The 4,729-nt window shown below is 55.4% G+C and carries 5 protein-coding genes; 3 read left to right on the forward strand and 2 right to left on the reverse strand.

What is annotated here, in order from left to right:
* Positions 1-302: 302 nt before the first annotated feature.
* The gene (locus tag K5905_RS27765; RefSeq protein WP_297590394.1) at positions 303-1,232 is read right to left on the reverse strand and encodes a LysR substrate-binding domain-containing protein; all 930 of its coding nucleotides are present in this window, start codon (positions 1,230-1,232) and stop codon (positions 303-305) included.
* Between the two features lie 120 nt (positions 1,233-1,352).
* On the opposite strand from K5905_RS27765, the gene K5905_RS27770 reads away from it, so the two are divergent.
* The 3 genes from K5905_RS27770 to K5905_RS27780 all read left to right on the forward strand — a co-directional run bounded on the left by K5905_RS27770 (position 1,353) and on the right by K5905_RS27780 (position 2,807).
* The gene (locus tag K5905_RS27770) at positions 1,353-1,538 is read left to right on the forward strand and encodes a YdcH family protein (RefSeq protein ID WP_297590397.1); all 186 of its coding nucleotides are present in this window, start codon (positions 1,353-1,355) and stop codon (positions 1,536-1,538) included.
* 37 nt (positions 1,539-1,575) lie between these two features.
* Entirely contained in the window at positions 1,576-1,776 is a 201-nt protein-coding gene (locus K5905_RS27775) for a hypothetical protein (RefSeq protein WP_297590400.1), read from the forward strand.
* A 203-nt stretch (positions 1,777-1,979) separates the two neighbouring features.
* Complete coding sequence (locus K5905_RS27780; RefSeq protein ID WP_297590402.1) at positions 1,980-2,807, forward strand: bifunctional allantoicase/(S)-ureidoglycine aminohydrolase; 828 nt, start codon at positions 1,980-1,982, stop codon at positions 2,805-2,807.
* A gap of 111 nt (positions 2,808-2,918) precedes the next feature.
* On the opposite strand, the gene K5905_RS27785 is transcribed toward K5905_RS27780, so the two are convergent.
* On the reverse strand, positions 2,919-4,729 hold a 1,811-nt coding region (locus K5905_RS27785), incomplete at its 5' end, for an efflux RND transporter permease subunit (RefSeq protein ID WP_297590403.1).

Consider the following 4,729-nt stretch of genomic DNA (forward strand, 5'->3'; position numbering starts at 1 on the left):
GCCACCAAAGCCGGACGATCCGGCAAAGACACGGCTCCGGAAGGCACAATGAACATGGAGGGTTCGTCGAAACATGCGGCAACACCTTCAAGATCCCGTCTGTTCCAGCACTCAAGGTATTGCTTGAAGAGGCCTTGAGCTTCTTCGTTCACCGTGGTCATTGATTTCACCATCCTCGGACAGAGTTCACCACTTCAGAGTACTTAACTCACACCGGAGTTGCCAGCGGCCCTGTTCCAGGTCACGCCCCTGCAATAGAGACTGCCATGGCGCGGCAAATGGAGATGTTTTGAAGGGATGACCTAAGCCGCCTCGACACCGTCAACATGCATGCTTTGAACAGCTTCCTGCATGAGCGATAGTAGTTTTTCGTAATGGGCGGCGCGAGAACTGCCACGTCGCCAGACCACGTACATCGTCCGCTGCATCGGCACTCCTTCCACTTTCTTCAACAAGAGGTCCGGTTCCTTGCGGAATTCCGACGCGATATAGGCCGCGGGAAACAATGCCAGTCCCATGCCGATGGAGGCCATCTGACGCAGTGCATCCAAACTGGTGCCTTCGTAGTCCTGAAGAAAATCGGCCCCTGCTGCGCGCGCGAGCGCCTGAACATCGTTGTGAAGACGGAAACCCGCCCCAAGCGATAATAGTTTTTCACCCTTCAAGAGCGATACCGGGATCACATCCAGTCCGGACAAGGGGTGCGCCCGGGGTACTGCGAGGGAAACGCCCTCCTGACACAAGACACGTTCTTCAAGGTTCCCGGACGGCGCAACATCCGGCGTGACGATGCAGTCGAGTGTTCCTGCGGCCAGTCCTTCTTCCAGCAAATTTGGTCGATCCTCACGAATATAGAGCTCCAGATCCGGAAATTCGCGTTTCAGAATCGGTAGCAGGAAGGGCATAAAATATGGCCCGAATGTGGGAGACACTCCAAGCCGGATCAGACCGCCCAAATTCGACTGACCGACCTGCGCAGCCGCCACAATTTCGTCCAAACCCTCAAGAGCTTGCCGTGTGAGCGGCAGCAGACGCTCACCAGCGGCCGTCAGGCTGATGTCACCACTTCCCCGCTCCAGAAGCGTACACCCCAATTGTTCTTCCAAGAGCTTGAATTGTGAAGACAAAGTCGGTTGCGACACGTGACACTTTTCTGCTGCCTTGCCAAAATGCAGGGTTTCTGCAAGCGCGATGAAATACTCCAACTGACGAGGTGACGGGCGAAAGCGCATCAGGCCATCCTGCTTAATAGATTATTTCTATCAACATAATACAAACAATGTATTTCTTCTATGTCTTTTTCTCCCCATATCTTGGGTGTCAGGCAACAGCCACAGATGAGGAGATAGGCGATGTACAACAGATTGAAATCCTTGCGTAGTCAGCACAACACCCTGGATTCCCTGATCCGTCGAGAAGAACTGCATCCCTATCCCGATACGCAACACATTCGCTCCTTGAAGAAATTCAAGCTTCGACTGAGGGATGAGATCAGCCGGATTGAGGTCGGTCTCAACGCCAACCGGCTGGCTTATTGACCAGCATCAACGAGATCTTGAAACAAGGACAACAGATATGAACCCGTTCTGGGCTTTCCTGCCCCTACCTGCGATGCAGTCGAAGTTCACCCGTCGAACCCGATTGCAGGACCTAGATGCCCGCATGGCGTCCTTCCTGTCCGAGAAGCAGGCGTCGAGCACCAGCTGCCCCAAGGTGCTCGACAATATCAAGGTCGCGAAGTCGACCGTCCAGCGTGAGATGGCCCTAGACAGTTAGGCGCCCGCCCAGCCTTTCCTTCCTCTGGGAAAAGGCGCGATCCATCGAGCTGGATATACCCGCCCGCGCGGACCCCGCGGGCGGGTTTTCTTTTTTTGCCTGAAATATCAATTGCGTTGCCCTCGTGACCGTTCTTAAATTGTCATATTGAATATAGTTTTCGCGTCTGTCGGCGGGCGCACAAGGTCACTTCAGGAACGCCCATGACTGCCCCATCCTATTTTGCGCCCGAAGGCGGGCACCCTCCCCAAACTCAGCTGCTCACGGATCGTGCGGTTTTTACAGACGCCTATGCGGTCATCCCCCGCGGAACGATGCGCGACATCGTCACCAGTTCGCTGCCTTTCTGGGACAAGACCAGGCTGTGGGTCCTGTCACGTCCGCTCTCCGGATTTGCGGAGACCTTTAGCCAATACATAATGGAAGTGCAGCCTGGCGGCGGCAGTCTTCATCCGGAAACGGATCCTCAGGCGGAAAGCGTGTTGTTTGTCGTTGATGGCAGCATGACGGTCGTTATTGAAGGTGACCTTCATCTGATGGAAACCGGTGGTTATGCCTACCTGCCCGCGGACTGCAAATGGACTTTGAAAAACGAAAGCAGTGCCCCGGTCCGCTTTCACTGGATCCGCAAATCCTACGAGAGCGTGGATGGCCTTGCCAAGCCTGAAGCCTTTGTAACGAGCGACCAGCAGATCACCCCGATCACGATGCCGGACACGGACGGCAAATGGGCCACGACCCGCTTTGTCGATCCGGAGGATCTGCGCCATGACATGCATGTCAACATAGTCACATTCGAACCTGGCGCGGTGATCCCTTTTGCTGAAACACATGTCATGGAACACGGCCTCTATGTTCTGGAAGGCAAGGCGGTTTATCGATTGAATCAGGACTGGGTGGAAGTTGAAGCCGGTGATTATCTTTGGCTTCGCGCATTCTGCCCTCAGGCTTGCTACGCCGGTGGCCCGGGCAAATTCCGGTATCTTCTCTATAAGGACGTCAACCGACACATGGCGCTCAAAAGGCCCTGAGACCTTCTCGGGCAAGTTGAGAGATTGAGTCTGCTTTTACTGAGAACGGCTTGAAATGAAACAAAAAAGGCGGCACGAGTGCCGCCTTTCTTTACGTCTGTTTGGTCCGGACTATTGCGCCGGAAGTGGCGCTGCCTCTGCCGGTGCCGATGTCTTGTTCTCTGCATCCACCGCCCCCTTTTTGGGTGGACGGACACGGAAGAAAAGAGCGTATAACACCGGTGCTGCAATCAAGGTCAGTACAGTTGCGAAAGCAAGCCCGCCCATGATCGTGACCGCCATCCCGCGGAAGAATGCATCCGACAGGAGCGGCGCCATGCCGAGGATCGTGGTGATGGCCGCCAGCATGACAGGTCGCATGCGCGACACGCTCGCTTCAACAATCGCCGCATATTTTTCCCGACCTTCAACAATCAGATGATCGATCTCCTCCAGCAGCACAATCGCGTTCTTGATCAGCATGCCGGACAACGACAGGAAGCCGAGCAGCGACATAAAGCCAAATGGCGTATCTGTTGCCAAAAGAGCAATCGCAACCCCGTTGATCGACATCGGCACCATCAACCAGATGATCAGCGGCTGCCGGACGGACCCGAAGAGCAGGATCGAGATGATCAGCATCACCAGGAAACCAAGTGGCAACTGAGCTCCCAGAGAAGCCTGGGCATCATTGGTGCTTTCGTACTCGCCTCCCCACTCCAGCCGGTATCCTGCTGGAAGGTCCATCGCCTCGATCTGCGGTCGAACACGCGCAAGCGCAGCTGAAGCCGTCTCACCAGCCGTCGTCTCCGCCTTTACCGTGAGCGTGCGCACGCGGTCCCGGCGATGGATCAGCGTATCCTGCGGCTCCATGACAAACTCGCGAACCACCTGCTCGACGGGAACATAGCGGCGTTGCCCGCTGCTCCAAATCAAACTGTCCGACACGGTTTCATTCACCGAAATGCCATCTGCTCCAGCCTTGCGTGCAACGATCGGAATGTTTTCGTCAACGTCACGATAAGCGCCGACGCGAACACCTTCCGTCGCAAACTGAAGCGCCAGCGACAATTCCTCGCGTGTCACCCCTGAAATACGGGCACGGTTTTCTTCGAAGATGGGGCGCACAACAAGCTCACGCTGACGCCAATCCGTGTTCACGTCGGCAAGTCGATTGTCAGGCTGTGAGAAGATTGCCTGGGCCTCGTCTCCAAGACGCTTGAGAACGTTTTCGTCGGGGCCGGAAAAACGGGCTTCGATCTTGGCTCCGCCTCCGGGGCCGAAGACAAGACGTTTGGTGACAATCTGTGCAGCAGGAAAACGTTCGGCAAACTGCTTTCGCAAATCAAGCGCAAGCATGTCGATGTCATCCCGGTTTCCTGTCCGTATGATCATGTGACCATAAGACGGGTTCGCATCTTCCGGCGCATAGGTCAGCATGAAACGCGTCGCGCCACCACCGGCGAAACTGGTCACGGTTTCAACCCGACCGTCACCCAGAACGATTTGTTCCATTTCCTTTAGGTCCGCTTCGGTGGCGCGAATATCGGTTCCCTGAGGTTGCCAGTAATGGACATAGAAAATCGGTGTGTTGCTGTCCGGAAAGAAAGCCTGTTTGACGTTGCCGAAGGCCATGACACAGGCGACGGTGATACCGACCAGTGCCGCGACCGTCAGCAGACGGACATGCAGAGTTCCGACAAGAAACCTGCGGTAAATCGTGTAGAGAATGCCCTTGTAGGGATCATGATCGTCCAGATTTCCCGTCGCCGTTTTGAAGAAATATTTGCCGAACAATGGCGTCACAGTGATCGCGAACACCCAGGACAACAATAGTGAGATTCCGATCACCGCGAACAACGAGAACAGAAACTCGCCGGTTGCGTCCGGAGACAAGCCAATCCCCGAGAAGGCCATGATACCAATCACGGTCGCACCGAGCA

This window comes from Roseibium sp. (genome assembly GCF_025698965.1).
GTDB lineage: Bacteria > Pseudomonadota > Alphaproteobacteria > Rhizobiales > Stappiaceae > Roseibium.

What these genes read in the sequence shown, in the direction of transcription:
- K5905_RS27765 (WP_297590394.1), bottom strand. Translation starts at nt 1,232, where the DNA reads ATGCGCTTTCGCCCGTCACCTCGTCAGTTGGAGTATTTCATCGCGCTT.
- K5905_RS27770 (WP_297590397.1), top strand. Translation starts at nt 1,353, where the DNA reads ATGTACAACAGATTGAAATCCTTGCGTAGTCAGCACAACACCCTGGAT.
- K5905_RS27775 (WP_297590400.1), top strand. Translation starts at nt 1,576, where the DNA reads ATGAACCCGTTCTGGGCTTTCCTGCCCCTACCTGCGATGCAGTCGAAG.
- K5905_RS27780 (WP_297590402.1), top strand. Translation starts at nt 1,980, where the DNA reads ATGACTGCCCCATCCTATTTTGCGCCCGAAGGCGGGCACCCTCCCCAA.